The sequence below is a fragment of the Bradyrhizobium sp. WBOS07 genome, assembly GCF_024585165.1.
Taxonomy (GTDB): Bacteria; Pseudomonadota; Alphaproteobacteria; order Rhizobiales; family Xanthobacteraceae; genus Bradyrhizobium; species Bradyrhizobium japonicum_B.
Genome location: NZ_CP029008.1, coordinates 3,222,789 through 3,244,569 on the forward strand (window position 1 = coordinate 3,222,789; position 21,781 = coordinate 3,244,569).

At 64.2% G+C, this 21,781-nt stretch carries 23 protein-coding genes; 15 read left to right on the forward strand and 8 right to left on the reverse strand.

Annotated elements, in window-relative coordinates:
* Positions 1-522 precede the first annotated feature (522 nt).
* The 8 genes from DCM79_RS15300 to DCM79_RS15335 form a co-directional block, all read right to left on the reverse strand.
* Complete coding sequence (locus tag DCM79_RS15300) at positions 523-1,476, reverse strand: 2-hydroxyacid dehydrogenase (protein WP_257180547.1); 954 nt, start codon at positions 1,474-1,476, stop codon at positions 523-525.
* Positions 1,477-1,565: 89 nt separating this feature from the next.
* On the reverse strand, positions 1,566-2,258 hold the full coding sequence (gene rplA / locus DCM79_RS15305; protein ID WP_028137032.1) for a 50S ribosomal protein L1: 693 nt from the start codon (positions 2,256-2,258) through the stop codon (positions 1,566-1,568).
* 6 nt (positions 2,259-2,264) lie between these two features.
* Entirely contained in the window at positions 2,265-2,693 is a 429-nt protein-coding gene (gene rplK / locus DCM79_RS15310; protein ID WP_006611824.1) for a 50S ribosomal protein L11, read from the reverse strand.
* A gap of 131 nt (positions 2,694-2,824) precedes the next feature.
* Entirely contained in the window at positions 2,825-3,379 is a 555-nt protein-coding gene (gene nusG, locus DCM79_RS15315) for a transcription termination/antitermination protein NusG (RefSeq protein WP_007602985.1), read from the reverse strand.
* On the reverse strand, positions 3,379-3,570 hold the full coding sequence (secE, locus tag DCM79_RS15320; protein WP_028137033.1) for a preprotein translocase subunit SecE: 192 nt from the start codon (positions 3,568-3,570) through the stop codon (positions 3,379-3,381). The genes nusG and secE overlap by 1 nt, the downstream gene beginning before the upstream one ends.
* 336 nt (positions 3,571-3,906) lie before the next feature.
* Positions 3,907-5,175: a class I SAM-dependent methyltransferase gene (locus DCM79_RS15325; protein WP_257180549.1), complete on the reverse strand. Its 1,269-nt coding sequence runs from the start codon at positions 5,173-5,175 to the stop codon at positions 3,907-3,909.
* Positions 5,176-5,260: 85 nt separating this feature from the next.
* Positions 5,261-6,280 (reverse strand): lysylphosphatidylglycerol synthase transmembrane domain-containing protein, encoded by a 1,020-nt coding sequence (locus DCM79_RS15330; RefSeq protein ID WP_257180550.1) that lies wholly within the window; start codon positions 6,278-6,280, stop codon positions 5,261-5,263.
* Between the two features lie 12 nt (positions 6,281-6,292).
* Positions 6,293-6,880, reverse strand: a complete 588-nt coding sequence (locus DCM79_RS15335) for an SIS domain-containing protein (RefSeq protein ID WP_257180551.1) — start codon at positions 6,878-6,880, stop codon at positions 6,293-6,295.
* Between the two features lie 165 nt (positions 6,881-7,045).
* On the opposite strand from DCM79_RS15335, the gene DCM79_RS15340 reads away from it, so the two are divergent.
* The 15 genes from DCM79_RS15340 (at position 7,046) to DCM79_RS15410 (ending at position 21,698) form a co-directional block, all read left to right on the forward strand.
* Positions 7,046-8,062 (forward strand): SDR family oxidoreductase, encoded by a 1,017-nt coding sequence (locus tag DCM79_RS15340; RefSeq protein ID WP_257180552.1) that lies wholly within the window; start codon positions 7,046-7,048, stop codon positions 8,060-8,062.
* An 82-nt stretch (positions 8,063-8,144) separates the two neighbouring features.
* Positions 8,145-9,710: a PfkB family carbohydrate kinase gene (locus tag DCM79_RS15345; RefSeq protein ID WP_257180553.1), complete on the forward strand. Its 1,566-nt coding sequence runs from the start codon at positions 8,145-8,147 to the stop codon at positions 9,708-9,710.
* 27 nt (positions 9,711-9,737) lie between these two features.
* Positions 9,738-10,739: an NAD(P)-dependent oxidoreductase gene (locus DCM79_RS15350; RefSeq protein ID WP_257180554.1), complete on the forward strand. Its 1,002-nt coding sequence runs from the start codon at positions 9,738-9,740 to the stop codon at positions 10,737-10,739.
* Positions 10,740-10,744: 5 nt separating this feature from the next.
* A complete protein-coding gene (locus tag DCM79_RS15355) occupies positions 10,745-11,356 on the forward strand; it encodes a hypothetical protein (protein ID WP_257180555.1) in 612 nt (203 codons plus the stop codon).
* Positions 11,353-12,390, forward strand: coding sequence for an aminoglycoside phosphotransferase family protein (locus DCM79_RS15360; protein ID WP_257180556.1), 1,038 nt, complete (start codon positions 11,353-11,355; stop codon positions 12,388-12,390). Before DCM79_RS15355 ends, DCM79_RS15360 begins: the two co-directional genes overlap by 4 nt.
* Entirely contained in the window at positions 12,365-13,213 is an 849-nt protein-coding gene (locus DCM79_RS15365) for a transketolase (RefSeq protein ID WP_257180557.1), read from the forward strand. Before DCM79_RS15360 ends, DCM79_RS15365 begins: the two co-directional genes overlap by 26 nt.
* 10 nt (positions 13,214-13,223) lie before the next feature.
* Positions 13,224-14,183, forward strand: coding sequence for a transketolase family protein (locus DCM79_RS15370; RefSeq protein WP_028137043.1), 960 nt, complete (start codon positions 13,224-13,226; stop codon positions 14,181-14,183).
* An 8-nt stretch (positions 14,184-14,191) separates the two neighbouring features.
* Positions 14,192-15,298, forward strand: a complete 1,107-nt coding sequence (locus DCM79_RS15375; RefSeq protein WP_257180558.1) for a DegT/DnrJ/EryC1/StrS aminotransferase family protein — start codon at positions 14,192-14,194, stop codon at positions 15,296-15,298.
* Positions 15,288-16,406, forward strand: coding sequence for a DegT/DnrJ/EryC1/StrS aminotransferase family protein (locus DCM79_RS15380; RefSeq protein WP_257180559.1), 1,119 nt, complete (start codon positions 15,288-15,290; stop codon positions 16,404-16,406). Before DCM79_RS15375 ends, DCM79_RS15380 begins: the two co-directional genes overlap by 11 nt.
* Positions 16,403-17,209, forward strand: coding sequence for a sporadic carbohydrate cluster 2OG-Fe(II) oxygenase (locus tag DCM79_RS15385; RefSeq protein WP_257180560.1), 807 nt, complete (start codon positions 16,403-16,405; stop codon positions 17,207-17,209). Before DCM79_RS15380 ends, DCM79_RS15385 begins: the two co-directional genes overlap by 4 nt.
* Positions 17,202-17,594: an LIC12192 family sporadic carbohydrate cluster protein gene (locus DCM79_RS15390; RefSeq protein ID WP_257180561.1), complete on the forward strand. Its 393-nt coding sequence runs from the start codon at positions 17,202-17,204 to the stop codon at positions 17,592-17,594. The genes DCM79_RS15385 and DCM79_RS15390 overlap by 8 nt, the downstream gene beginning before the upstream one ends.
* A gap of 25 nt (positions 17,595-17,619) precedes the next feature.
* Positions 17,620-18,285 (forward strand): class I SAM-dependent methyltransferase, encoded by a 666-nt coding sequence (locus DCM79_RS15395; protein ID WP_257180562.1) that lies wholly within the window; start codon positions 17,620-17,622, stop codon positions 18,283-18,285.
* The gene (locus tag DCM79_RS15400; RefSeq protein WP_257180563.1) at positions 18,263-18,850 is read left to right on the forward strand and encodes a WbuC family cupin fold metalloprotein; all 588 of its coding nucleotides are present in this window, start codon (positions 18,263-18,265) and stop codon (positions 18,848-18,850) included. Before DCM79_RS15395 ends, DCM79_RS15400 begins: the two co-directional genes overlap by 23 nt.
* A 4-nt stretch (positions 18,851-18,854) precedes the next feature.
* Positions 18,855-20,615 (forward strand): hypothetical protein, encoded by a 1,761-nt coding sequence (locus DCM79_RS15405; RefSeq protein WP_257180564.1) that lies wholly within the window; start codon positions 18,855-18,857, stop codon positions 20,613-20,615.
* Positions 20,616-20,726: 111 nt separating this feature from the next.
* Positions 20,727-21,698, forward strand: a complete 972-nt coding sequence (locus DCM79_RS15410; protein ID WP_257180565.1) for a lysylphosphatidylglycerol synthase transmembrane domain-containing protein — start codon at positions 20,727-20,729, stop codon at positions 21,696-21,698.
* The last annotated feature ends 83 nt before the right edge of the window (positions 21,699-21,781 follow it).

Here is a 21,781-nt window from a genome sequence, read left to right on the forward strand (position 1 = left end):
CACCCATCGTCCCACCCAAAACCTGAACCTCGGGGCCAAAATCCCCTTCGGACACGCGCCGGGCGAGACGACATTCAAAGCCTGCCCTCCGGGAGCACCTGAGGGCGCCCACGGCGTGTCGAGGTCCGAACCAGACCCGTTTCGCGACCAGCCCTTAAAGCTGGATACGAAGTGAAATCCGGTCTTCACCCGTCTATGCAGGCCATGCGATTAAGCCGTTGAGAAATCGAGATTTCCCCCAGGCGCCTGCAGTCTTGGACAGGACAGGGTCAGCCGGCGAACCGCCCGACCCTTGCCCACATTCCACCAACAGACGGGTTCTCCTTCCTTTTCGGGCAAATCCTCACGGACGTCCTGAAAAGGAATGATCTCCTGTGTCGGGTTTTCGGAATGCGTGCACGAACGCGCCAGCCGAGGCCGGCACGTCCGGAAGCGGTTCTTTAACCGCTCCGGGCTTGCTTGCCAAGAGCAAAATTCACACCAGTTCCAATCCGCTGCCGGACGGGCTTGGAACGGGCCGATTCAGGCCGATTTGACCGCGTAAGGCAGCGGCTTGCCCGCGAAGAACGCGGTCAGGTTCGCCAGCACACAATTTCGCATCGCAACATGCGATTCGAGGGTGTGGCCGCCGACATGAGGGGCGAACACCACGTTCGGCAGCGCGGTCAGCGCGTCGGGGGCGTGCGGTTCCTTCTCGAACACGTCGAGGCCGGCGCCGGCGATGGTCTTGTCGGTGAGTGCCGCCACCAGCGCCTTCTGGTCGATCACCGAGCCGCGGGAGATGTTGACGACATAGCCGTCCGCGCCGAGCCGCTTGAGGATGTCGGCGTTGACGACGTGCTCGGTCTCGGCCCCTGCCCGGACCGCGATCATCAGCACGCTGCACCAGTCGGCCAGTGCCTCCAGCGACGGGAAATATCGATAGGGCAGATCGTATCGGGTGCGGCTGAAATAGCCGACCTCGCTCTCGAAAGCGGCGCAGCGCGCCGCGATCTTGCGGCCGATCTCACCCATGCCGTAGACGCCGATGCGGCGGCCGGGCATGCCGGCCTGCGGGCGCATCATCGGTGACGGCTTCGCGGCGGCCCAGTCGCCGCTGCGGACATATTGGTCCGCGACCAGGATCCGCCGCGTCGCCGCCAGCATCAGGGTCATCGCGATGTCGGCGACCGAGGCCGCGTTGGCGCCGGGACTGTGGCCGACCGCAATGTTGCGGGCGGCGGCCGCCTTGAGGTCGACGCCGTCATAGCCGGTGCCGTAGCAGACGATGGCGCCGAGCTTGGGGAACAGGTCCATCGCCTCCGCGCCGAGTAGCGAGCTGCCGGCGGTCAGCAGCGCGCGGATGCCGCCAAGCTCCTCGGCTGGAAACACGTCTCGCGCGGGCTTGCCACCGGTGTCGAGCAGCTCGAAGCGCTCGGCGAAGGGCGTCATCATCGTCTTGGGAAAGCGCGAATAGATCAGGACCTTGTCAGCCATTGTTGTTGCTTCCGGTGAGCGCCGCCACAAACGACGAGGGGCGGAATCGGTTGCCCAATTCCGCCCCTCACCTCATGCAATTTTCAGGCTTAGCCGAGGATGGTGCCTGGCTCGACCTTCACGCCAGGGCCCATCGTCGAGGACACCGCAACGCGCTGGATGTAGGTGCCCTTGGAGCCGGCCGGCTTAGCCTTGGAGACGGCGTCAGCCAGGGCCTTGATGTTCTCGACCAGCTTTTCCTCGGAGAACGAGGCCTTGCCGACGCCGGCCTGCAGGATGCCGGCCTTCTCGACCCGGAACTCGACCGAGCCGCCCTTGGCACCCTTCACCGCGCCGGTGACGTCCATGGTCACGGTGCCGATCTTCGGGTTCGGCATCAGGCCGCGCGGGCCGAGCACCTTACCGAGACGGCCGACCAGCGGCATCATGTCGGGGGTGGCGATGCAGCGGTCGAAATCGATCGAGCCGTTCTGCACCTTCTCGACCAGGTCTTCGGCGCCGACGACGTCGGCACCCGCAGCCTTGGCCTCATCGGCCTTGGCGCCGCGGGCGAACACGCCGACGCGGAGCGTACGGCCGGTGCCGTTCGGCAGGGTCACGACGCCGCGAACCATCTGGTCGGCGTGACGCGGATCGACGCCGAGGTTGATCGCGATCTCGATGGTCTCGTCGAACTTCGCTTTCGCGCGCTCCTTGACCATCTTGATGGCGTCCGCGAGCGGGTAAAGCTTTTCGCGGTCAACACCTTCGCGGGCTTTGTTCAAACGCTTTCCGATTGCCATGACCGCTTACCCCGCAACTTCCAGGCCCATCGAACGGGCCGAGCCCTCGACCATCTTCATGGCCGATTCGATGGAATCACAATTGAGATCCTTCATCTTCTTCTCGGCGATCTCGCGCACCTGCGCCTTGGTCACCTTGCCGGCCTTGTCGCGGCCCGGCGCCTTCGAGCCGGACTGGATCTTGGCAGCCTGCTTGAGGAAGAACGACATCGGGGGCGTCTTCATCTCGAAGGTGAACGAACGATCGGCGTAGATCGTGATCACCACGGGAATCGGGGTGTTCTTCTCTTCCTTCTGGGTCTGGGCGTTGAACGCCTTGCAGAACTCCATGATGTTGAGACCGCGCTGACCGAGCGCGGGACCGATCGGGGGCGAAGGATTCGCCGCACCGGCCGGGACCTGAAGCTTCAGGTATCCGGTCACCTTCTTTGCCATGTATCACTCCTGTTGTGCCGGCACATCGCCGGCGGTTTCAGGTTCGTGGTCGGGATCAACGGCGGCTGGCAACCGCCCTCGTCCTCCCACGCCTCTTGCTGCGCAAGACCGAAGTCTTGCGCAATACCCGGTCAGACCTTCTCGACCTGACCGAATTCCAGTTCGACCGGCGTTGCGCGACCGAAGATCGACACCGCGACCTTCACGCGCGAGCGCGCTTCGTCGATTTCCTCGACGACGCCCGAGAACGAGGCGAACGGGCCATCGGCCACGCGCACATTCTCGCCGATCTCGAACGACACCGACGCCTTGGGCCGCTCCACGCCCTCCTGCACCTGGTGCAGGATGCGCATGGCTTCGGCCTCCGAGATCGGCATCGGCTTGTTTTCCGCACCGAGGAAGCCCGTGACCTTCGGCGTGTTCTTGATCAGATGAAACGCTTCGTCGGTCAGCTTCATCTTCACCAGCACATAGCCGGGGAAGAACTTGCGCTCGGCGTCGATCTTGCGGCCGCGGCGCACTTCCGTGACCTTCTCGGTCGGCACCAGCACCAGCTCGAACAGCTCCTCGAGCCCGCGCTGCTTGGCCTGCTCGCGGATCGATTCGGCGACCTTCTTCTCGAAGTTCGAATAGGCGTGGACGATGTACCAGCGCTTGTCGGACAGTTGAGCGGTTGCTGTTGCCATCATTGAATGCCCAGAAGGAAGGTGATGAGAACGCGGATGACCTGGTCGGCGGCGAAGAAGAAGATCGAGGCCACGGCGACCATGACGAACACCATGATGGTGGTGATGGTGGTCTCGCGGCGGGTCGGCCAGGTGACCTTGGCGGTCTCCGAGCGCACTTCCTGCAAGAACTTGAACGGGCTGACTGCCATCGTTTTGATGTCCAACGTCCGTCGACAGACGCGAATGAATTTCAGGGATCCGAACAGCCGCCGTTGGCCCAGCCCTCTGTCTCGAAGGATGAGCCGGAAACCGGGCTCGATTGTTCGGGGATTTCAAAGCCGCGCCGGAGATCCGCGTCTAACGGGCCGGCTGCGAGTGCGGGGTATCTACTGCGGATAGGCCCAAAGGTCAAGATATAGAGGGCGCGCCCCAGGCGAGCCGATCTCCCCCGGCGGGAGAGCAGAGCCAAGCCGGATCAAAGGCTTGTCCGTCCCCACCTATCCGCCCTGCCCCGGCACGGCGAGACCGCGGGCTCCCGCAGCGTATCAGTCGGCCCGGTCGACCGTCGAAACGCCCGGCAGCGGCACCACGAACTTTCCGCCCTCAGCGAAATAGCGGGCGTGCTTGGCCCGGATCGGGTCGACATAGCGCCAGGCGAAGACGACCACGAACGCCGGCTTGCGCTCGTAAAGCGCGGCAGGCGGCAGGATCGGGATGTCATAGCCCGGGCCGGCCATCACGTTCCCCTTCTTGGGGTCGTCGTCGACCAGGAAGTCGATCTTGTTCTCCAGGCCGAACTGCGGCAGCAGGGTCGTGGTGCCGACCGAGACGCCGTAGCCGGCGACGAGCTGACCGCTCGCATGGGCGGCGTCGGCCATCGCGACCAGCTCGTCGCGGATGGCGGCGATCCGTTTCACGTAGGGCGCATAATAGGCCGGCTGATCGACACCGAGCCGCTCTTCCTCGGCAACGAAGCGCGCGACCTCCGCAGACGGTTTCTTGGCGCCCCCGGCGCGCTGCACGGTCACCCGGATCGAGCCGCCCTTGGTCCAGATGTGCTGGACGTCGATCAGCTCCATGCCGAGCCGGGCAAAGAAACGGATCAGCGGCTTGATGTTAAAATACGACAGGTGCTCGTGATAGACGGTATCGAGCAGGTTCTTCTCGGTGACGTCGACGCCGTATTGGGTTTCGAAGACGAACAATCCGTCCGGCGCGAGCACGTCGCGAACGCCGATCACCAGGGGATCGAGATTGTCGACATTGGCGATCATGTTGTTGGCGATCACGACGCTCGCCGCACCGTGGCTCTGCAGGATGCGACGCCCGATCGCATCGGTGAAGAAATCGCCGATGGTCTCGATCCCCGCCTCCGTCGCGCGCCGCGCGATCTCGACGGCGGGATCGACGCCGAGCACGCGCATCCCGCGCTCCTTGAAGAAGCCGAGCAACGATCCGTCGTTGCTGCCGAGCTCGACGACTAGCGAGCCCGGCGCGATGGCGAAGCGGCTGACGACGTCGTTGGCATAGCCCGCGAAGTGCTCTCGCAGGCCAAGCGAGAGCGAGGTGGTGTAGACGTAGTTGCGGTACTGGATCTCCGGATTGCCGACATGGAGAATCTGCAGATGGCCGCAATCCCTGCACAGATGCAGTGCCATCGGTACCGCGGCGCGGAACACGGGATCGTCGACGCTGGCGTCGGGGACCTGGAAGTTCGGTGTGCCGATCGGCATGCCGGCCATCGGGACGACCAGCTCCTGCTTGTCCGAATGGCAGAGGCGGCAGGTTTGGCGGACGTAGAACAGATTTTTCATCGTGGAACCGAAAATTGAGACAAGCGATCGGGTGAGGCAATCCCACCCCGTGAAAACCACATCGGCAGCAATGACCTCGAGCGGGTCATGGCTGGCTCGAGACTTCCCTGCCCAGCCCGTCGTAGCTGGGGGCCTCCGCCGCCGCCTTGGCGGCGTTGTCCGCGGAATACGATCCGCGCTCCGGACTTGCGAGCCAGATCACACCTCCGACAAGCCCGATGATGACACTGATGGCGCCCAGCAGAAGCGAAACCGACAGCGCTTGCTCGGAAGGGACGCCCGCCAGACCGAGGCAGGCGACCATCGTCCCCTCCCGAACGCCCCAGCCGCTGATCGAGATCGGGACCGCGGTCAACAGCACCACCGGCGGAATCAGGACCCCGGCGTCCGTCACCGAGAGCTGGGCGCCGACACCGCGCGCCAAGGCGTAGCAGGCCGCCGCGGTCACGAGATGGATGAGGAGCGCCGATCCGAACAGCAAAGCGCGACTCTTCGATTGCAGGAGGAGGAACCTGACCAGTGCTCCGAACCGGACGAAGCTTGCGATCGCCGGATGCGCAACGAGGCGCTTGGGCAGACGGTCGAGCGTCAACAGGACAGTAGTGCCGGCGACACCCGCCAGCGTCAGGCCGGCGATGGCCAGGATCGCGGCCGGATTGGACACGCGTGACGTGAGGAACGGCAATCCGGCGACCATCAGCACGATCAGTCCGATCAGGGCCGTGAAACGATCAGCCGCGACGCCCTTGACCGCCTCCGGCCACTGCACGCCGCGCTGGCGCAGCAGCCAGATCCGCACCGCGTCCCCGCCGACCGACGACGGCAACACCTGATTGAACCAGAGGCTGATCATCAGAATGCGCCAGCCCGCGAGCCAGTCCAGCGAGACGCCGAGCGCACGCATGATCAGCTCCCACCGGCCGTTGAGCACGAAGGTCTGGAAGAAAATCAGCGTCAGCGCGAGAACGAACAGGAAAGGATCGACCGAGACAAGATGGCTGCGCAATTGTTGCAGGTCGAGACCGCGCGCGATGTAGACCAGCACCGCGATCGACAGCAGCAGCTTTACCGAAAACAGGGCCGCCTGCTTGAACCGCGACTGCATCGGGTGCCCGCCTCAGGATGCCGGATATTCCGCGCGACCGATGACAAGGTCGATCGCGGCCATCATCCAGAACTGATGCGTCGTCTCGACAATGTTGTAGCTGCGGCTGTCGACAAAGAAATTGATGTCGCCGAGATTGCGCAGGGGATTGTCCGCATTCATGCCCGACAGCGTGATCACGTCGAGCTTCATCGTCCGCGCCTGCGCAACCGCGTTGAGGATGTTCTTCGAGCGCCCGGACGAGCTGATCGCGACGAGGCAGTCGCCGGCACGCGCGCTCAATCTCACGGCGTGCGCGATCCAATCCTCGAAGCCGTAATCGTTGGCGAGGCACGACATCATGCTGGCGTCGCTGAAGCAGAGCGCAGGCACCGCTGCGTTCTTCGCCAGATCGATCGCCAGATGCGAGGCGATGCCCGCCGAACCGCCGTTGCCGATGAAGATGACGCGGCCGCCCTGCTCGCGTGTGCGCAACCAGACGGCGCGGGTGGCGGAGATGCTGGCAAAAACGCCGTCGTCGACAGCCGTCGCGCGATGCAGGCGCCCGACATAATCGACGAGGAAAGCCTTGTGATCGGGATCGACGGACTCGACAGGCATGGGCTGGCGGCTCGACTGCAACATGATGCCCTGATACCGGCTATCACCAGGGATTGCAAAGGTATAATGCTTGCAAAGTCGGCGAGCGGCTGATAGTCGGCTTTCGGGTTTCACTCAACATTGGCCGGCCTGTTTCGCTGGGCATTCGCGTCACGGATGTTCCCCATGAAATGCATTGTCACTGGTGGCGCAGGTTTCATCGGAAGTCACCTCGTCGATCGCCTCCTCGACGATGGCCACGAGGTCGTCGCGCTCGACAACTTCGTCATCGGTCGCCCGGAAAACCTGGCCTCGCGCGCCAGTTCGAGCCGGTTGAAGGTGGTGCGGGCTGATGTCACCGACCTCGACTCGATCAGGCCGTATTTCCACGGTGTCGACTGGGTCTTCCACCTTGCGGCGCTGGCCGACATCGTTCCCTCGATCGAGTCCCCGATCCCGTATCATCGCGCCAATGTCGACGGCACGGTCAACGTTCTCGAGGCGGCACGGCACGCCGGCGTCCGCCGTTTCGTCTATGCCGCATCGTCGTCCTGCTACGGCATTCCCGACGCCTACCCGACGCCGGAGAGCGCCGAGATCCGGCCGATGTACCCCTACGCGCTTACCAAGAATCTCGGCGAGCAGTGCGTCATGCACTGGTGCCAGGTCTACAAGCTGCCCGCGGTCGCGCTCCGCCTGTTCAACGTGTACGGGCCGCGCCATCGCACCACCGGCACCTATGGCGCCGTGTTCGGCGTGTTCATGGCGCAGAAGCTCGCCGGCAAGCCGTTCACGGTGGTTGGCGACGGTGAACAGACGCGCGACTTCACTTTCGTCAGCGACGTCGCAGACGCCTTCGTGACCGCCGCGCACTCCGATATCTCGCACGAGATATTCAACGTCGGCTCGGACAACACCTACAGCGTCAACCGGCTGGTCGAGCTTCTCGGCGGCGAGAAGGTCCACATCCCCAAACGTCCGGGCGAGCCCGATTGCACCTACGCCGACATTACCAAGATCAAACGGGTCCTGAACTGGACGCCGAAGGTGAAATTCGAGGACGGCGTTGCGACGATGCTGAAATCGATGGATCAGTACAAGGACGCGCCGCTGTGGACGGTCGACAAGATCGCCGACGCCACCAAGGACTGGTTCAAATATCTCGGTGACGACAGCGGCTCGGCCCAGAAGGCAAGCTCTTGAACAGGTGCGCGGGATATCGTTGCCGCGATTCGATCATTTCCGGGCGGCCATCTGAGACCTACCGGCGCTTTGGATAATTCATATGGCTCATCCTCAGACAGACAAGCCGGCCGTCCATCCGGCACCGCACGACAAGATCAGGACGATCGAAGAGCTCGGCGAGATGGCGCGTGCCGCGCAGGCAAAGGGCCTGACCGTCGCGCTCTGCCACGGCGTGTTCGATCTGGTGCATCTCGGCCACGTCCGGCACATCCTGGCGGCGCGCAACGAGGCCGACGTGGTCATCGTGACCATCACCGCCGACCGTTTCGTCAACAAGGGCCCGGGACGGCCGATCTTCCCGGAGAACATGCGTGCCGAGATGCTGGCCGCGCTCGGCACGGTCGACTGGGTCGGCATCAACCAGACCTCCAGTGCCGAACCGGTGCTCGATACCGTGCGCCCCGACATCTACGTGAAGGGCTCGGACTACGAGAATCCCGAGGACGACGTCACCGGCAAGATCGCCATCGAGCGCGAGGCCGTCGAACGTCATGGCGGACGAATCGTCTTCACGCGCGACGTGACCTTCAGCTCGTCGTCGCTGCTGAACCGCTACTTCGACATCTACGATCCTCCTTTGCGCGACTACCTGCAGAAGGTGCGCGAAGGCGGCGGCGCCGAGCGGCTGCTGAAGCTGATCGACAAGATCCAGGACATGCACGTCGTGCTGGTCGGCGATACCATCATCGACGAATACCAATACGTCACGGCGCTCGGGAAGGCGTCGAAGGAGAACATCGTCGCCACCCTGCTCAAGAACGGCGAGCAATTTGCCGGCGGCGTCATCGCCGCGGCCAACCACGTCGCGAGCTTCTGCAAGTCGGTCGAGATCGTCACGACGCTGGGCGGCAACGACTACCCTGAAGAGTTCATTCGCGCGCATGTCCGCCCGAACGTCACGCTGACGCCGATCCGCATTCAGGGCCGTCCGACGACCCGCAAATTGCGCTACGTCGAGATGGGCTATCTGCACAAGCTGTTCGAAGTCTATACGATGGACGACACGCCGCTCGACGAGACCACGCGCAAGGAGATCGACCGCGTCACCACCGAGCGCGTGCGCGCCGCGGACGTCGTGATCGTCACCGATTTCGGTCACGGCATGATCGCGTCCAGCACGATCGAGGCGTTGATCGCGAACTCCAAGTTCCTGGCGGTCAACGCCCAGAGCAACAGCGGCAACCACGGCTACAACCTGATCACGAAATATCCGCGGGCAGACTACATCTGCATCGACGCGCCGGAAGCGCGGCTGGCCGCCACCGACAAGTTCAGCGACATCGCATCGGTGATCGAGGACGGCCTGCACCGCAAGATCGATTGCGACAACATGATCATCACGCACGGCTCCTTCGGCTGCTACCCGTTCTCGTCGAAGACCGGCGTCGCGCGCGTGCCCGCCTTCACCAAGACCGTGGTCGACACGGTCGGCGCAGGCGATGCCTTCCTGACGATCACGGCGCCGCTGGTGGCGGCTGGCGGCAACATCGAGGACGTCGCCTTCATCGGCAATGCGGCGGGCGCGATCAAGGTCGGCATCGTCGGTCACCGCAACTCGGTCGAAAAGGCACCCCTGGTCAAGTTCGTCACCGCGTTGTTGAAGTAGCGCGAACGGAAAATCTGGAGAACGACAGTGATTGATCGGAAATGGAACGTGATGGTCACCGGTGGCGCCGGCTATGTTGGCAGCGTGCTGGTTCCCCAGTTGCTGGCGGCCGGCCACAAGGTCACGGTGCTCGACCTCTTCATGTACGGTGACGACGTCTTCAACGCCGTTCGCGACAATCCGAACCTGCGCCTGATCAAGGGCGACATCCGCGATGAGGCGGCGGTCAACGAGGCCCTGCGCGGCAACGACGCGGTGATCCACCTCGCCTGCATCTCCAACGACCCCTCGTTCGAGCTGGACCCGGCGCTCGGCAAGTCCATCAACTACGACTGCTTCCGGCCGATGGTGCGCGCGGCGAAGAAGGCCGGCATCAAGCGCTTCATCTACGCCTCCTCGTCGAGCGTCTACGGCATCAAGGACGAGGCCGAGGTGACCGAGGAATTGTCCTGCGAGCCGCTCACCGACTACTCCAAGTTCAAGGCGATGTGCGAGACCGACCTCGCCGAAGAGGCGGCGCCCGGCTTCGTCACCTGCACGGTTCGTCCCGCCACCGTCTGCGGCTACGCTCCGCGGCAGCGGCTCGACGTCGTGGTCAACATCCTGACCAACCTCGCGGTCAACACCGGCCGCATCCGCGTGTTCGGCGGAACGCAGAAGCGGCCCAACCTGCACATCCAGGACATGTCGGCGGCCTATCTGTTCCTGCTGCAGCAGGACGACGCGAAGATCGACGGCAAGACCTACAACATCGGCTATGAGAACCACTCGCTGATGAAGATCGCCGACATCGTCAAGTCGGTGGTCGGAGACAACGTCGACGTCGCCGTCGAGCCGACCGACGATCTGCGCTCCTACCACGTCTCTTCGGAGAAGATCCGCCGCGAGCTCGGATTTGCGCCGACCCACACGATCGAGCAGGCCGTGTCCGGTCTCGTGGACGCCTTCAAGGCCGGCCGCCTGCCGAACTCGCTCAACGATCCCCGATATTTCAACATCAAGATGATGCAGAACATCAGCCTGAAGTGAGCGGCGTGCGGATCGGCATCGATTTCGACAACACGATCATCTGCTACGACAAGGTCTTTGCCGCCGCCGCGCGCCAGCGCGGGCTGGTGCCCGAGGGCTGGGTGGGGCTGAAGACCGAAGTGCGGGATTTCCTGCGGTCCCGCGCCGGCGGCGAGCTGGCCTGGCAGGGGCTGCAAGGCTTCGTCTACGGCAAGGGCATCGTCGGCGCCGAGATCTATCCTGGGGTCCGTGAGTTTCTCTCCAGCTGCCGCAGGGCCGGCGCGAGCGTCTTCATCGTCAGCCACAAGACGCAGTTCGGCCATCAGGACCCCGATCGCGTCGACTTGCGCGAGGCCGCGCGCGGCTGGTTGAAAGCCGCGGGCCTCGTCGATACCGCCGATACGGCGCTGGCGGCGGGCAATGTTTATTTCGAGGACACGCTGGCGGCCAAGGTCGAGCGGCTCGCGAGCCTGAAGCTCGATATCTTCATCGACGATCTCGTCGATGTCTTCGAGCAGCCGCATTTTCCGAAGGCGACGCGATCGATCCTGTTCACGCAGTCGCGGCCGCCTCATCCCGCCCATTGCGAGCCGATCGCGAGCTGGGCGGACATCAGCCGCGGGGTGTTCGCGCCATGAGCGAGCCGGACCTGAACGCGCTGGATGCAATTTCGATCGGCAGCCGCCTGGCCGGCGCGCAGGTCGTTGCCGCTCAACCGGCGCGGTCCGGCGGCAACAACCGGGTGTTTCGGCTGGAGATGGCGAAGGGACCGCCCCTCGCCCTCAAGCATTATCCGTCCGACGGGCGCGATCGCCTGGGACAGGAATACGACGCGCTCACGTTTCTGTCGCGCCACGGCATCTCGTCGACGCCGCGGCCCATCGCAAAGGACGCAGATGCATTCTGCGCGCTGTATCAATGGTTCGACGGTGACGCGGCGGTGCTGCGTCCCCAGGAGAACGATGCCGACCAGCTGGCCGATTTCCTGATCGAATTGCAGAAATTGCGCGATGCCGAGGGTGCGCAGACCCTGCGGAACGCCTCGGCCAGCATCTTCTCGCCCGAGCAAGCCGTCGCCCAGTACGAGCAGCGCCTCGACGGATTGAGGAAGGCCGCGGACCATGATCCGGATCTGCGTGCGTTCATCGACGGCAGCCTGGTTCCCACCACCGCTGCCGCCGTTCGACGCCTCCGTCGACGTTATGCGGAACTCGGCCGGAATCCCGCAGCGGACCTCTTGCCCGCTCATCGCGCATTGAGCCCCTCGGACTTCGGGCTGCACAACGCGCTGCGCGCCGAAGACGGCAGGCTGCGCTTCATCGACTTCGAATATTTCGGGTGGGACGATCCGGTCAAGCTCGTGTCCGACACCGCAATTCACCCAGGCAGCGATCTGCCCGCGGCCAGCGCGAACCGATTGATCGAGAGGCTCTCGCGCGCTTTCGAAGCCGGGGATGACGCGTTTGCGATCCGCCGTGACGTGCTGTATCCTGTGTTCGGGGCGATTTGGTGCCTGATTGTCCTGAATGCCTATTTGCCCGAAAGCCGCTCCCGGCGCGCTCTGGCTGCGCAAGGTGGCGATCTGACGGTCCGCCTTGCCGGTCAGCTCGACAAAGCCCGCCGGCTTCATCAAACGATTTGCCAACGTGATCCAGATCTCACCCCACGCTGAAGCCGCCCTCACCTGCACGCTGGACGAGCGCAGTCTCTACTTGCGCCGCCTGGTCCTCGGTTCTGTCCGCTCCGCGGGACGCGGCCATGTCGGCCCGGCCCTGTCGCTGATCGAGATGGTCCGCGTGCTCTACGACGACGTGCTGCGGATCGACCCGCAAAATCCGCGCGATCCCAATCGCGATCGCGCCATCCTGAGCAAGGGCCACGGTTGTCTCGCGCTCTATGCCCTGCTCGCCGATCGCGGCTTCTTCCCGTTGTCGGAGCTCGAGGGCTTCTGCGGCTCCGACAGTATCCTGGGCGGACATCCCGAATACGGCATGGTGCCGGGGGTCGAGGCCTCGACCGGCGCGCTCGGACACGGCCTGTCGATCGGCGTCGGCCTTGCGCTCGCCGCCCGCATGCGCGAGCGCAGCTACCGGACCTTCGTCCTGCTCGGCGACGGCGAGATCAACGAGGGGTCGGTGTGGGAAGCCGCCATGGGCGCGGCCAAGCACGGGCTCGACAACCTGGTCGCCATGATCGACTACAACAAGCTGCAGAGCTACGGACCGACCGATTACGTCCTGCCGCTGGAGCCGCTCGCGGACAAATGGCGCAGCTTCGGCTTTGCCGTGCAGGAGCTCAACGGCCACGACATCGGCGCGCTGCGCACCGTCTTGAAGCAGGTCCCGGCCGTTCCGGGCAAACCCACCGCGATCATCTGCCATACCGTCAAGGGCAAGGGTCTGCCGCCCGCGGAATCCAACGCCGATTGGCATCACAAGAACAAGCTGACCGACAGCGAACTCGACGCCATTCGCGTCGCCGTCGGCGATTTTTGATCGGCTCCCCATGCGCAACACCGCGATGAACATGGTCCACAAGCTCGCCGCGCGCGACGAGCGGGTGCTCTACATCGGCTCCGATCCCGGCGCCGGCACGCTGCGCGCGATGAGCAAGGAGTTTCCCAAGCGCCATCTGATCGAGGGCATTTCGGAGGCGCACATCATCGGCATGTCGGCCGGTCTGGCGATGGAGGGCTTCGTGCCCTACGTCAACACCATCGCGACATTCCTCACCCGCCGCTGCTACGAGCAGGTCGCCGTCGATCTCTGCCTGCACAACCTGCCGGTACGGCTGATCGCCAATGGCGGCGGTCTCGTCTACGCGCCGCTCGGCCCCACCCACCAGGCGATCGAGGACATCGCCATCATGCGGGCGCTGCCGAACATGACGGTGATCTGCCCATGCGACGCCGACGAGGCCGCGCGCATGATGGACAAGACGCTCGACTGGACCGGGCCGATCTACATCCGGCTGGGCAAGGGCGGCGACGCCATCGTCTCGAAGGCCGAGCACGGCTTCGAGATCGGCAAGGCCATCCTGATGCGGCCGCCGGGCGACGTTCTCATGGTGACCACGGGCATCATGCTCCAGCGCGCCATCGCCGCCGCCGACCAGCTCGCCGCACAGGGCATTCGCGCCGGCATCCTGCACATGCACACGGTGAAGCCGCTCGACGCCGAGGCGCTGCTCCAGGCGGTGCGCGGCACCAAGCTCGTGGCGACGCTGGAGGAGCACGTGCCCTCCGGCGGCCTCGGCAGCGCCGTCGCCGAAACGCTGATCGACAGGCTCGGCTCCGGCTTTCCCGCCATGCTCCGGCTCTCGCTGCCGGACCGCTTCATGCACAATTACGGCTCGCAGGATTCGCTGCTGAAGAAGCACGGACTGTCCGCCAACGCCATCGCGACGTCGATCGAGCACGCGCTCGCGGCGTCGCGCAGCTCCGCTCCTCAACTTCATTCCACCTGACGGGTCACATGTACGACGTTCGATATTCCTATCTGCTCGAGCAATTCTCCGACCCCGCTCCGATCCTGGCCGAGATCGGCCGGCTGGTTGCGACCGGTGACTTCACCCTTGGCAAGCCCGTTGCCGAATTCGAGAAGCGCTTTGCCGAGCTGATCGGCGTGCGCCACGCCATCGGCGTCGGATCGGGCACTGACGCGCTCAAGCTGCCGCTCAAGGCGCTCGGCATCGGTCACGGCGACGAGGTCATCACCGCCGCCAACACCTTCATCGCCACCGTCGGTGCGATCGCGGAAACCGGTGCGAGGCCGGTGCTGGTCGATTGCGACGATTCCTTCTGCATGAACGTCGACCAGGTCGAGGCCGCGATCACCGAGAAGACCAAGGCGATCATGCCGGTGCAGTTGACCGGCGAGGTCACCGATATGGGCAAGCTGATGGCGATCGCCAAGCGTCGCAACGTGCCCGTGGTCGAGGACGCCTGCCAGGGCATCCTGTCGGAGTTTGCGGGCAAGCGCTCCGGCACGCACGGCATCGCGGCCGGCTTCTCCCTGCATCCGCTCAAGAACCTCAACGTCTGGGGCGATGCCGGCGTCGTCGTCACCAATGACGACGGCATGAACGAGAAGCTCCGCCTGATCCGCAACCACGGCATGAAGAACCGCGACGAGATCGCGATCCTCGGCTGCAATTCGCGGCTCGATTCCCTCCAGGCGGTCGTCGGCAACTGGCTGATCGGTCAAACCAGCGAGATCACGCGGCGCCGGATCGAGAATGCCGCCTATTACGACGCGGGCCTTGCCGGCCTGCCTGGCCTGCGCGTCCCGCCGCGCCGGCCCAACGTGAAGCACGTCTACCATCTCTACATGGTGTTCGCCGAACGCCGCGACGAGCTTTACAAGTACTGCCTGGATAACGGCATCGAGGCCAAGATCCACTATCCGATCCCACTGTATCAGCAGGAAGGCCTGAAGCATCTCGGCTACGCGCCCGGCACCTTCCCGGTCACCGACCGCCATGCCAAGGAGGTCATCAGCTTCCCCGTCGACCAGCATCTGACGCGCGCGCAGCAGGACCGCGTCATCGAGACCGTCAGGAAGTTCTGCCATGGACGCTGACACCGGCCGCCGGCGCATCGGTTACGTCAATCTTCCCGCGCAATTCGAGGAAGAGCGCGCCGAGATCATGCAGGCGGTGGAAGGTGTATTCCAGCGCGGCGACTTCATCGGCGGCGCGGCGGTAGGCAAGCTCGAGGAGGAATTGTCGGCCTATCTCGGCTCGCCGCATGTGGTGACGCTGAATTCCGGCACCGACGCGCTGATCCTGGCCTTGCGGGCGCTCGACATCGGCCCCGGCGACGAGGTCATCACGCCCCCGAATTCGTTCGTGGCCTCGACCGCCGCGATCATCGCGGTCGGCGCCACGCCGGTGTTTGCGGACGTGCTGCCGGACCAGAACATCGATCCGGCCGCGGTCGAGGCCGCGGTCACGGCGCGCACCAAGGCGATCATGCCGGTGCATCTGACCGGGCGCATGGCCGACATGACCCCGCTGATGGCGATCGCGGACAAGCACGCGCTCGCGGTGATCGAGGACAGCGCCCAGGCGGTCGGCTCGACATATGACGGCCGGATGAGCGGCACCATCGGCACGTTCGGTTGCTTCTCCGCCCATCCCTTGAAGAATCTCAACGCGGCCGGCGATGCCGGTTTCCTCGTCACCGCCGACGCCGATCTCGCGGCCAGAATCCGCAGACTGCGCAACCACGGCCTGATCAACCGCAGCGACGTCCAGGAATGGGGCATCGTCTCACGGCTCGACACGCTGCAGGCTGAGGTGCTGCGCGTGCGCCTGCGTCATCTGCCCTCGGTGATCGAACGCCGGCGGCGCAACGCCGCGCAATACCGCGCCGAGCTGGAAGGCCTGCCTCTGTTCATTCCGCCCTGCCGCAACATCGAGTTCAACACCTTCCATACCTTCGTGGTGCAGACCGACCGGCGCAACGACTTCCAGAAATATCTGGCCGACAAGGGCATCGAGACCGCCATCCACTATCCGATCCCGATCCACCTGCAGCCGGCGGCGGCGCATCTGGGTCATGGCCGCGGCGCGTTCCCGGTGACCGAGCGGCAGGCGGACCAGATCCTCACGCTTCCCATCAACCAGTTCCTGTCGGCCGCCGATATCAGCTATATCTGCGCGACCGCCCGGGAGTACTTTGCATGACGGATACGGACTTCCTTCAGGCTGACGAGCAGGAGCTGGCGCAGCGCTTCATCGACGACGGCTTCGTGACCACGCCGGCCGACGATCGCGCCGGGCTCGACCGCATCCAGCGGCGCGCTGCGGAGCTTGCGGCGGACTATCTGAAGCTGCCGCACAGCAACGATCCCTATGCGATGCTCGACGGCATCCATACGCGGGTCAGCGTGGACGATCTCAACGGGCTGCGGCTGCACGTCTTCAACGGCCTCAATGCCGAGCCGTGGTTCCGGCCGACCTATTTCCGCCTGGCGCGCTCGACGATCGAGACCATCGTCGGCAACGAGCTTTGCATGCAGCGCCGCGTCAATCTCAGCATCCAGATGCCAGGGGACAGCTCGTCGCTGCTCGCCACCCATTCCGACGTCTGGTCGGGCGACTCGCCGTTCGAGGTCGTGGTGTGGGTGCCGCTGGTCGACGTGCACCGCACCAAAGCGATGTATCTGCTGCCGCCGTCGCTGAACGGCGAGATGCAGGATCGGATGGCAAGCCTGCGCAGCGCCGAGGAACTCTACAAGACGATCAAGCCGCACGCGACCTTCATCGAGATTCCCTACGGTCACGTGATGCTGTTCAACCAGACCCTGATGCACGGCAACCGCGTCAACGAAGAGCCCGGCACGCGGTGGAGCATGAACTGCCGCTTCAAGAGCATCATGTCGCCCTACGCCGACAAGCGCTTCGGCGAGTTCTTCGAGCCGATCCTGCTGCGCCCGGCGACCCGGGTCGGCATGCAGTACAAGCTGCCGGGAGGCTTCCATGGCTGAGCGAGCCGGCCATCGCGGCTATATCGGCGCCCGGCCGCTGAACGGCAGCCGCACCCCGCAGCACGTCCAGAACATCGTGATCCGCGACTATGCGCGGCGGAAGAACCTGCAATTCCTGCTCAGCGCCGTCGAGCACATCATGCCCGGCAGCTACATGGTGCTCGAGGACATTCTCGACGAGCTGCCGCAGCTGCGCGGAATGATTCTCTACAGCATCTTCATGCTGCCGCCCGACGAGGCTCGCCGGCGGGAAATCTACGACCGCGTGCTGCGCGAAGGCTGCGACCTCCACGCAGCCGTCGAGGAAATCACGCTGGCCTCGCCGAAGGACATCCAGGCCGTAGAGGACATCCTGCTGGTCAACAAATACGCGACCATCCTGTGACGATGCCGCGGACCGGTTGAGCCCCATGAGCGAGATCAACCTGCTCCAGCCGATGCACGCTTCGACCAGGCGGGACTACGTCCAGCGCGTGGTCGAGCACGACAAGGCGGAATCCGCCACCGTCGCGCGGCAATGGGGCCGCGACTATTGGGACGGCGACCGGCGCTACGGCTATGGCGGCTATCGCTATGACGGACGCTGGCGCCCGCTCGCCCAGACCCTGATCGATCGCTACGGCATCGAGCCCGGCATGAGCGTGCTCGACGTCGGCTGCGGCAAGGGTTATTTGCTCTACGAGTTCACCCAGCTCGTCCCCGACCTTACCATCGCCGGCATCGACATCTCCGAGTACGGCATCGCCAATGCCAAGGAGGAGATCCGGCCGCAGCTCCAGGTCGGCAACGCCGTCGAGCTGCCCTACCCCGGTCACAGCTTCGATCTCGTGGTGTCGCTCGGCGTGCTGCACAACCTTCCGCTCGAGGACGTGTTCCGCGCGGTGCCCGAGATCGAGCGCGTCGGACGCGGCGCCTCGAAATACCTGATGGTGGAATCCTTCCGCAACGAGCGCGAGAAGGCCAATCTGCTCTACTGGCAGCTCACCTGCCTGAGCTTCCACGGCCCGGAAACCTGGGCGTGGATCTACGACAAATGCGGGTACCGGGGCGACCATGGGTTCATCTTCTTCGAATGAGGCAACGGGCCTGCGCCGGCCGACCTCGCTGCGCGCGCAGAATCCCGAAGTGTATTATTCTGACGATGCCATCGTCACGGCGGATGACGCCACGATCGCGGAGCTGAAACGCATCGCCGCCGGCAATCCGCGTCTGCGCAGCCGGCTGTGCACGCACCCCGATCCCTCATCCGGCCTGCACGAGATGCTGATCGTGCACCATCGGGAGGCCTATGTGCGGCCCCACAAGCATCTCGGCAAACCGGAATCGTTTCACGTCATCGAGGGCACCGCGCAGGTCGTGATCTTCGAGGATGACGGCCGCATTCGCGACGTGCTCGAGATGGCGCCCTACGGCCAGGGCAAGCGCTGCTACTACCGCATGCCGGAAAAGGTCTTTCATTCGATCCTGATCACCTCGGAATGGCTGGTGTTCCACGAAACCACCGCCGGTCCGTTCGATCCCTCCCGGACGGTTTTTCCGGACTGGGCGCCCGATGGCAGCAACGCCGCCGAAGTGCGCGACTACGTCACGCAGATCGGCAGGCTCGTCATCGAACATCAAGGCCGCGATGCGAGGGCCTGAGGCCATGATCGAGCCGGCCAGTCCCAACGGCTTCCGCTGGAAGACGATCCCACACGCCGCGCTTTCCTACATGCGCGAGCGAATGGGGATCGGATATGTCTGGGTCGGTGCGGTTCTGGCCCTTGGTGCGAGCTTGCCCGCACTGTTCGCACGCGAGGTCTTCGGCGACGATTGGAGCGTTTACTACACCTACTGGACCGAGGGCCTCCCCGGACTTTTCCGCGTGCTGTATGAAGCGGCCCATGCCGGCTTCATCGTGCCGATGTCGCTGCTCGTCGTTCTCTTGCCCGACATGCCGGACGTCGCTGCGCGTCTCGCGGGTCTGGGTTGCCACCTCGCCAACGGCGTGTTGCTCTACTCCATCCTCCAAAGATCACCCTACACGAAGCCGATAGCTGCCTTGTTTGCGGCTCTCTTCCTGCTCAGCCCGTTTTACGTCATTCGCCTCACGCAGAACGCCGTCTACGACGTCTTCCTGCTCTTCTATTTGTTGTCGTACGAGTTGACCTATTCGAAAGTGCGGGCGCTTCGATGGGCCGCGCCGTTCTGCCTGTTCTTCTCATTGTCGCTGGAGACCTTGATCGCCCTCGAGCCGCTCCGGGTCGTGCTGGCGCGATCTCCCGGCGAACGTTGGACGCGGACACTCGCGCGGCTCGCTCCGTTTTGGTTGGCCGTCGCGACCATCATCGTGCTGCGGATGACGATCCTGGGGAAGAGCGGTCACTACGCCGGACAATATAGTTTCGTGTCCGACCCTGTCGTCATCCGGAGAGCGCTGGTTGCCCATTTCATGGCCTTTCGGACCGGCCTGGAATACGCCTATTCCCACGGGTTCGGGCTGCTGGGAAGCCGCAATTCCACAGTTCTGGCATTGGCCGCCATGGTCGGCTCCGCTCTGCTCTCCGCGAGCGCGTTCTGGACACCATGGCTGCTGAGGAGCTTAGTCTCGTCCGCCAACGCGATGCTGCTGTTGGTGCTCGGAGCCGCAATCGCCCTCCTCGGGGCAATGCCTTACGCCATCACCGGAATTTATGGCGACGTGATGCGGGGGGAATCCAGACTGCTCTTTCCCTCGCAGGTCGGCGTCTTGTTGCTGATGGCGACGTTCATCCAGCTGGTTCCGGGAGCACGATTGCGCGCCGGGTTGGCTGGCGGCCTGCTCACCGTGTTCGCGCTGTCCATGGTGCAGGACTCCAAACGGCTTCTCTACGACGGGCTGATCAACTCGGATCTCCAGCGGCAAGTTCGGGCAGCCTTGCTTGCTGACCCCGAACCAAAGGTCGTCAAGCTCCATATAGAGAATCCTCATCTGTTCTCGTATCGCTCCCGCTGCCTGGGCGCCCCCGACATGAATGTCGCTCAGATGATGCTGCGGGATGAAAATCGAGAGCGGTCGTTCGTGTACACGGATCATTGTGGGGATTTCGACAGTTCCGGGGCTATCCGGAACGACGCCTGCACGGTCTCCTACCTCGAGTTCTTTCCCTGCCCTCCACGCCGAGAGACCTGGCGCTACCGCGCTGCGCCCGGCATTCCGCCGCCCGATCGCATCAGATTCCTCGAACTGATGAGGGCCGTCCTCGAGGATGCGCCGTCGGCCACGCAAGGTCGCGGCGAGCTCGTGCAATTGAAGGACAATCTGCCGATTCCTTTGGCAAGGGCTGAATACCGGCCACCTTGCCGCCGGCCCGGAGTACGTGGAACCGCCTGGCTGCTGGCGTTACCCGCGCCGTCCTGCGAAGAGTCGGGCCTTGGGGCTCGATAGGCAAAGCAATGCTCATACTATGGCTCCCGATCGCTCTCCTCCGGCCGCTCGCATCCAGCCGATGCGCGACGCCGGGAAGGACTCGCTGCTGACGGGTGGAACGGGCTGACGATGCCTCCTGGCAAGAAGACGATCATTGTCCTGACCAAGTTCATGGTCTCAGCCGGCATTATCGTTCTGGTCGCACGCGACCTCGATCTCTCGTCACTCAAGGCCGACCTTCTCGCCGTTGAATTACACATGCTCGCGCTGGCGATGGTGCTGCTGTTCGCGCAGACGTTCGCCCTGTGCAACCGCTGGATTCTCATCCTCCGCGCGATCGGCGTGTCCCTGGATTGGGTGGCCGGATGGCGCATCGTACTTGCCAGCGCCTGGTTCAATCAGGTGTTGCCCTCCGGCGGCGAAGCGATCCGCATATGGATGTTGCGGCGCCATGGAATCAAGTGGTCGCAGACCCTGAGCAGCATCGTCGCAGATCGGTTCATCGGCCTTCTGACCCTCGGCTTCCTCATCTTGGCGGGAATGCCGTTCCTGATGTCGCGCATCCATGACAACGTCTTGCTGCTTGCCATCGCAGCGATCGTCGCTGCCGCATATTCCGGCGCAATTGTCCTCATGATGTTGAGCCGGTTGTCGGCCCGAGTGACCGCCATTCTTCCCGTCCGGGTCATGCAGTTTGCGGCGCTGCTCGAGGCTCCGCTACTCGCGAGAGCAGGACGTGAAGCCTTGTTCGGTTCGGCTATTGTCGTTCATCTCCTGACCATCGCGGCGGCCTATGCCCTGGCGATCGGGCTGGACGCCGGGTTGTCCGCACTCGACGCATTCGTCCTCGTACCGCTGGTGATCATGGCGGCCGCCGTCCCGCTTTCCATCGGAGGATGGGGCATTCGTGAAGGAGCGATGGTCGGCGCGCTCGGGCTTGTCGGCATCGCATCCGACAAGGCGCTCGCAATATCCATCCTGCTTGGGCTCGGCAATCTCATTGTCGGATTCATCGGGGGCGCTGTGTGGCTGCTTGCGCCCGAGCGTACGACTTACGGCGCCGAACCGGATGATACTGCTCCACCGCTCCATCAGCGGTAATTGCGCGGAGCTGAAGGAGGTGCAACCGCACGGAACTGCCGCGGCAACCCGACGAGCCGGATGCCATCGATCGAAGCCGCCCC

What these genes read in the sequence shown, in the direction of transcription:
- DCM79_RS15390 (WP_257180561.1), top strand. Translation starts at nt 17,202, where the DNA reads ATGGCTGAGCGAGCCGGCCATCGCGGCTATATCGGCGCCCGGCCGCTG.
- DCM79_RS15345 (WP_257180553.1), top strand. Translation starts at nt 8,145, where the DNA reads ATGGCTCATCCTCAGACAGACAAGCCGGCCGTCCATCCGGCACCGCAC.
- DCM79_RS15410 (WP_257180565.1), top strand. Translation starts at nt 20,727, where the DNA reads ATGCCTCCTGGCAAGAAGACGATCATTGTCCTGACCAAGTTCATGGTC.
- DCM79_RS15405 (WP_257180564.1), top strand. Translation starts at nt 18,855, where the DNA reads ATGATCGAGCCGGCCAGTCCCAACGGCTTCCGCTGGAAGACGATCCCA.
- DCM79_RS15335 (WP_257180551.1), bottom strand. Translation starts at nt 6,880, where the DNA reads ATGCCTGTCGAGTCCGTCGATCCCGATCACAAGGCTTTCCTCGTCGAT.
- DCM79_RS15375 (WP_257180558.1), top strand. Translation starts at nt 14,192, where the DNA reads ATGTACGACGTTCGATATTCCTATCTGCTCGAGCAATTCTCCGACCCC.
- DCM79_RS15385 (WP_257180560.1), top strand. Translation starts at nt 16,403, where the DNA reads ATGACGGATACGGACTTCCTTCAGGCTGACGAGCAGGAGCTGGCGCAG.
- secE (WP_028137033.1), bottom strand. Translation starts at nt 3,570, where the DNA reads ATGGCAGTCAGCCCGTTCAAGTTCTTGCAGGAAGTGCGCTCGGAGACC.
- DCM79_RS15300 (WP_257180547.1), bottom strand. Translation starts at nt 1,476, where the DNA reads ATGGCTGACAAGGTCCTGATCTATTCGCGCTTTCCCAAGACGATGATG.
- rplK (WP_006611824.1), bottom strand. Translation starts at nt 2,693, where the DNA reads ATGGCAAAGAAGGTGACCGGATACCTGAAGCTTCAGGTCCCGGCCGGT.
- DCM79_RS15395 (WP_257180562.1), top strand. Translation starts at nt 17,620, where the DNA reads ATGAGCGAGATCAACCTGCTCCAGCCGATGCACGCTTCGACCAGGCGG.
- rplA (WP_028137032.1), bottom strand. Translation starts at nt 2,258, where the DNA reads ATGGCAATCGGAAAGCGTTTGAACAAAGCCCGCGAAGGTGTTGACCGC.
- nusG (WP_007602985.1), bottom strand. Translation starts at nt 3,379, where the DNA reads ATGGCAACAGCAACCGCTCAACTGTCCGACAAGCGCTGGTACATCGTC.
- DCM79_RS15400 (WP_257180563.1), top strand. Translation starts at nt 18,263, where the DNA reads ATGGGTTCATCTTCTTCGAATGAGGCAACGGGCCTGCGCCGGCCGACC.
- DCM79_RS15330 (WP_257180550.1), bottom strand. Translation starts at nt 6,280, where the DNA reads ATGCAGTCGCGGTTCAAGCAGGCGGCCCTGTTTTCGGTAAAGCTGCTG.
- DCM79_RS15340 (WP_257180552.1), top strand. Translation starts at nt 7,046, where the DNA reads ATGAAATGCATTGTCACTGGTGGCGCAGGTTTCATCGGAAGTCACCTC.
- DCM79_RS15325 (WP_257180549.1), bottom strand. Translation starts at nt 5,175, where the DNA reads ATGAAAAATCTGTTCTACGTCCGCCAAACCTGCCGCCTCTGCCATTCG.
- DCM79_RS15360 (WP_257180556.1), top strand. Translation starts at nt 11,353, where the DNA reads ATGAGCGAGCCGGACCTGAACGCGCTGGATGCAATTTCGATCGGCAGC.
- DCM79_RS15380 (WP_257180559.1), top strand. Translation starts at nt 15,288, where the DNA reads ATGGACGCTGACACCGGCCGCCGGCGCATCGGTTACGTCAATCTTCCC.
- DCM79_RS15370 (WP_028137043.1), top strand. Translation starts at nt 13,224, where the DNA reads ATGCGCAACACCGCGATGAACATGGTCCACAAGCTCGCCGCGCGCGAC.